The organism is Streptomyces sp. FH025, assembly GCF_017427025.1.
GTDB lineage: Bacteria > Actinomycetota > Actinomycetes > Streptomycetales > Streptomycetaceae > Kitasatospora.
Map to the genome: position 1 here is coordinate 1 of NZ_JAFLNG010000590.1, position 4,924 is coordinate 4,924.

A 4,924-nucleotide genomic window follows, 5' to 3' on the forward strand; every position below is an offset into this window, starting at 1 on the left:
GCGACACCGTGCCGTTCGCCCTGTGGTCGGCCGCGCACCACCTGGACAGCCTCACCGACGCGCTGTGGACCACCGCGGAGGGCCTGGGCGACGTGGACACCACCTGTGCCATCACCGGCGGCGTGGTCGCGGCCCGCACCGGGCTGGCCGGCGTGCCGAAGGAGTGGCTGGCCCGGCGCGAGCCGCTGCCGGCCTGGGTGGCCGAGGCGGCCGCGGAGGAGCCTTCGCAGAACGGGAGTTGACACACCGAGGCGCCCGGCCGGGGCCGCGCGGGCACGATAGCCGCGCGGCCCCTGGCCGGACGACCCGAAGCTTCGGTGCGGCCGGGGCCGCACCTGTGGCCCGCCCTGCTGGAACAGGGCGCGCCGGATCCCCTATGTGGTGTCGAGTGGCAACGGCCCGGGGAGACCGCGTACAGGAGGAGCCGCGCGCAGGGCGCGGCGCTACGCCCGGAAGGGCCGCCCCAAGGGCGTGCGGGGATGGCGCAGCGGAGCTAAGCGCTCGCGCTGCGGGCGGCGCGGGAACGAGGGACGGCTGCACGGACGTGCCACGTGCTGATGCCCGTCGACTTCGGTCTGCATGGACCGCCCCCCCTCACCGCTTCGCCTCGGGCCGCCAACGCCCTATGCCTGCTCGGCCTTTCGGCCAAGGCGGGGACTTTCGGGTGACTCCCCGCTGATATTCACCGAGGATGCTCTTTCATTTCCCTGGTTGCAACCATGGACGGCAACGCGGGGTCGGACGGAGGCGGTCCTACGGCGCCGACAAGCGCTCGGCGCACCGGCGTGAGCTGTGGCGACTTCCTGATGGTGTCTCACCGTGCAGTGGGACAAAGCGAGAAATCCGTGCGGAAGTCGCTGGACTGCTCCCATGATGCCCGGCGACGCTGTGCGTGGGTGTCCGTTCCGCCCGGCTCTGGAAGGCCGGGCGGGCGGCGGGCGGACTCCCGAGTCGAGTGGCAACAACCGCACCCCAGTGAAGCGGAGACCGCAGTGAAGATGCACAATTCCCCGGCCACCACCGCGACGTGCGGGCAGGCCCGGACACCGGGCACCACCCGCGTCCCGGCCCCGGCCCCGGCCGTGGTCCTCGTGGTCGTCGTCCTCCTCCTCACCACCGCGCTCACCACCCACGGCACCACCGCCCAGACCGCCCTCGCCACCCTGGCCTCGGCCGGACTGCTCGGTATAGAGCTCGTCCGGCGCCTGGCCGAGGCGCTCACCACCCGCCGGGCCCGATAGGAGGGGCCGGGTGGGGCGTCTCAACAGCGCCCTGGCTGTCCAGCACCAGGAGGTCCGGGCGCTCGCGCGGTGGCTTCGCGCCCTGCGCGAGCGCTCCGGACTCACCTACAGCCAAATGGCGCGCACGACCGTCGAACTGCAACGGCCGGTCTCCGTCGCGACGCTGTCGCGGGCCGACGAGGGCCGCACCGTCCCGACCTGGCCGGTCACCCAGGCCTACACCCGGGCCTGCGGAGGCTCGCTGCGCACTGCGGAGCGGCTGTGGCTGCGCGCCGACGCCCGCCGGTCCGGGCGCAGCGCCAGGCCCGCGGTCGCCGTGCAGGCCGCGGGCCTGGCCCTGCGGTACGTCACGCAGCCCCACGAGCTGCTCCTGGCGATGCGGAGGCTTCGGCTGCGGGCCGGGAACCCGTCGCTGCGCGAGCTGGAGGCGCGCGCGATGCACGGCCCGGTGAGCCACCTGCCGCGCAGCACCCTGCACGGGGTGCTGTCCGGCCGGCGGGACTGCTCCGAGCGGATCCTGGCCGAGTTCGTCCGCGCCTGCGGAGCCGGACCTGGCGAGGAGACCGAGTGGCTCGCCGCCCTGCGCCGCGTCCACGACGGCGGCACTCCCCCGGCCGCTCTCCGCCGCCGCCTGGCCGAGGCCGAAACCGAACTCGCCCACCTGCGCGCCCTCCTCCAACGCGCCACCGGGGAACCGGCACCCCCGGCCCGACACCGGCGCTCCCGACCACCCGCCGCCCCACCGCAGGCCCGGCCCCCACAGCGCCAGGACGAACGGACACCGTAGGAGGAACACCGCCCGAACACGCCGCGGGCACCGCCGGGCGGCACCCCGACAAGGGGAGCCCCCGGCGCGCGCCAGGTGGGCGGGGCGCCCGCGAGGATCATCCGGCCGACCCGGCACAGGCCTCTGCCGGCCCGGGTGGCCGAGGCCGCTGCGGTCCTACGTCACCGTCCCGGAGCGGGAGTTGACACAAAGGGAGTCGGGGCACCCGAAAATCCAGGTGCCCCGGCCGCCACTCGTCCCTACGCTTCCCGCCATGGACAGTACCGGGGCCGAAAGGCTCCTGAACGTCGTGGATGTCGAGGCCACCTGCTGGGCCGGCGGCCAACCGCCGGGCGTGGTCAGCGAGATCATCGAGATCGGACTGACCGTCGTCGACCTGGCCACCGCGGAGCGCCTCGCCCGCCACCGGATCCTGGTGCGTCCCGCCCGGTCCACGGTCAGTGAGTTCTGCACGGAGTTGACCGGTCTCACGCAACAGGAGGTGGACGCAGGGGTCGGCTTCGCCGAGGCGTGTCGGCAGCTGGCGGCCGAACACCACGCCGGGTCCCGCCCGTGGGCCAGTTGGGGCGACTACGACCGCAACCAGTTCGCCCGGCAGTGCCAGGCCACCGGGACGCCCTATCCCTTCGGCCGGCACCACACCAACGCCAAAGCGGCCTTCACCGAGGCATACGGCCTGCGCAAACGCCCCGGCATGGCGCAGGCCCTGGAGATCGCCGGGCGGCGGCTCGAAGGCCGCCACCACCGCGGCGAGGACGACGCCTGGAACATCGCCGCCCTCGTTCTCCACCTGTCCGAGCGGGGCGCCTGGCCGGATCCGCGCTGACCGCGCACTGCTGAAGCCGGTCTTCGACGAACAGCCGGTGACAGAAAGGCTGAGCACCGCCGGCGGGTGACACATACCGCCAGCAGAAGGCGCCAACCACCGTGCCTCATCCGGCGGCTTCAAACTGCGGCTTCGGCGCGGGCCGACGCCGCCGGCCTCAGGCGCCGGGGCCGGCGCGCAGGAGGCGGTAGAGGAGTACGGCCGCGCCGGTGCCGATGCCGATCACCGCGGCGTCGAACCAGCGGAGCACGGCCGGCTCCTGCTGGTGCGCGAGGTAGAGGCCGCCGAGCAGGAGTCGGGCGAGCAGGGCCGTCGCCGCTCCGCCGGCCGCGGCCAGCAGCGCTTCGAGGCGGCCCGATGGCCGGGACATGGTCACCCCTCCCCCGTGCTCAGAAGCCGGTGAGGGTGGTCTTGCCGATCACCGTGCCGGATTCCTGGAGGCGGTGGGCCGTACGGAGGTTGGCCGCGTTGACCGGGCCGAGGTCCCGGGTGGCGGTGGTGACGAGGCGGCCCGCGTCCACCAGGCGCGCGATGCGGGTGAGGATGCGGTGCTGGGCGGCCTGGTCGGCGGTGCGGTACATCGAGCGGGTGTACATGAACTCCCAGTGGAAGGAGATGCTCTTCGTCTTGAGCAGGCCGATGTCCAGGGAGTCGAAGTCGTCGACGGCCACGATGGCGCCGAAGGGGTTGAGGGCCTCGGCGTAGGCGGCCAGGTTGCGGTCGGTGCCGGCGGTGCTGAAGACGTAGTCGAGGCCCTGCGGTGCGGCCTCGACGAGCTGCGGGCCGAGCGGCCGGGTGTGGTCGATCACGTGGTCGGCGCCCATGCGGCGCGCGAAGGCGGCCGACTGCGGGCGGGAGGCGGTGGCGATGACGGTCAGTCCGGTCAGGGCCCTGGCCAGTTGGGTCACGAGGGAGCCGACGCCGCCCGCACCGGCGGTCACCAGCAGCGTGCCGGTGCGCGCCGGGTCCCCGGTGCCCAGGCCCAGGCGTTCGAAGAGGCCTTCCCAGGCGGTGAGCGAGGTCAGCGGCAGGGCCGCCGCCTCGGTGAAGGACAGGGAGGCCGGCTTGCGGGCGACCAGGCGTTCGTCGACCGCGTGGTAGCGGGAGTTGGCGCCGGGGCGCTCCAGGGCGCCGGCGTAGTAGACCTCGTCGCCGGCCGCGAAGAGCTCCACCTGCGCGCCGACGGCGACCACGGTGCCGGCCGCGTCCCAGCCCAGCACCCTCACCTCGCCGCCCGGGTCGGCGCCTAGGCGGACCTTGTGGTCCACCGGGTTGAGCGCCACGGCCTCCACCCGCACCAGCAGGTCGCGCGGGCCGATCTCGGGGACGGGGAGTTCGACGTCGACCAGGCTCTGCGGGTGGTCGATCGGCAGGCTCCTGCGGTAGGCGACGGCGGGCATCGTCGCCGGGACCGGGGTCATCAAGGGTCTCCTCAGCGGGGGTTCGGGGGGTGGCCCGGCGGTATCCGGGCACGTCGGCGACGGTATGGGAAAGGTAGTGGTTACCCGCAAGGACTATTGGTACCCGATGGGTACTATCGGCCCGTGACGAAAACCGTGACGAAAACCGCGCCGAAGAGCGCGACGAAGAGCGCCGCCCACTCCTGCACCGACCCCAAGTCCGTCTACGCCGCGGCCTGCCCCTGCCGCGACATGCTCGACCTGCTGGCCAACAAGTGGAGCGCGCTGGCCCTGGGCGCCCTGGAGGACGGGCCGCAGCGCTTCGGCGTGCTGCGCACCCGCCTGCAGGGCGTCAGCCCCAAGGTCCTCACCCAGACCCTGCGCCGGCTGGAGGACCACGGGCTGGTCCACCGCGAGGTCCACGCCGAGGTCCCCCCGCGCGTCGAGTACAGCCTCACCGCGCTCGGCGCGGACGCCTGCGTCCCGCTCGCGCACCTGCGCACGTGGGTGGAGCACAACATCGACCGCTTCCCCGAGACCGCCTGAGCCGGCCCGTCTGAGCCGGGCGCGCGTTCAGGCCGCCAGCCCCGAGGCCGCCAGGGCGCTGCGGGCGGCGGCGAGGAGGCCGTCACCGCCGGGGCCGTCACTGCCGGGGCGGTCGGCGCGCCAG

7 protein-coding genes are annotated in these 4,924 nt (G+C 74.0%); 5 read left to right on the plus strand and 2 right to left on the minus strand.

The genetic code is table 11. The features are described 5' to 3' along the window. From J0670_RS30010 to J0670_RS30025, 4 genes are all read left to right on the plus strand, one after another. Window positions 1-242 (plus strand): ADP-ribosylglycohydrolase family protein (locus J0670_RS30010; RefSeq protein ID WP_207814848.1); only part of this gene is annotated, 242 nt, incomplete at its 5' end. 750 nt (window positions 243-992) lie between these two features. Next, complete coding sequence (locus tag J0670_RS30015; RefSeq protein ID WP_207814849.1) at window positions 993-1,241, plus strand: hypothetical protein; 249 nt, start codon at window positions 993-995, stop codon at window positions 1,239-1,241. Window positions 1,242-1,251: 10 nt separating this feature from the next. Then, window positions 1,252-2,028: a helix-turn-helix transcriptional regulator gene (locus J0670_RS30020; RefSeq protein ID WP_207814850.1), complete on the plus strand. Its 777-nt coding sequence runs from the start codon at window positions 1,252-1,254 to the stop codon at window positions 2,026-2,028. 253 nt (window positions 2,029-2,281) lie between these two features. After that, window positions 2,282-2,854 carry a 3'-5' exonuclease gene (locus tag J0670_RS30025; protein WP_207814851.1) on the plus strand — a complete coding sequence of 191 codons (573 nt, stop codon included), beginning with the start codon at window positions 2,282-2,284 and terminating at the stop codon, window positions 2,852-2,854. Window positions 2,855-3,011: 157 nt separating this feature from the next. Here the strand turns inward: J0670_RS30025 and J0670_RS30030 are convergent, their stop codons facing one another. After that, window positions 3,012-3,224 carry a hypothetical protein gene (locus tag J0670_RS30030; RefSeq protein ID WP_207814852.1) on the minus strand — a complete coding sequence of 71 codons (213 nt, stop codon included), beginning with the start codon at window positions 3,222-3,224 and terminating at the stop codon, window positions 3,012-3,014. A 19-nt stretch (window positions 3,225-3,243) separates the two neighbouring features. Then, window positions 3,244-4,275 (minus strand): zinc-binding alcohol dehydrogenase family protein, encoded by a 1,032-nt coding sequence (locus tag J0670_RS30035; RefSeq protein WP_207814853.1) that lies wholly within the window; start codon window positions 4,273-4,275, stop codon window positions 3,244-3,246. A gap of 123 nt (window positions 4,276-4,398) precedes the next feature. Here J0670_RS30035 and J0670_RS30040 point away from each other — a divergent pair, with 123 nt between their 5' ends. Continuing rightward, complete coding sequence (locus tag J0670_RS30040) at window positions 4,399-4,800, plus strand: helix-turn-helix domain-containing protein (protein ID WP_307806762.1); 402 nt, start codon at window positions 4,399-4,401, stop codon at window positions 4,798-4,800. Window positions 4,801-4,924 lie beyond the last annotated feature (124 nt).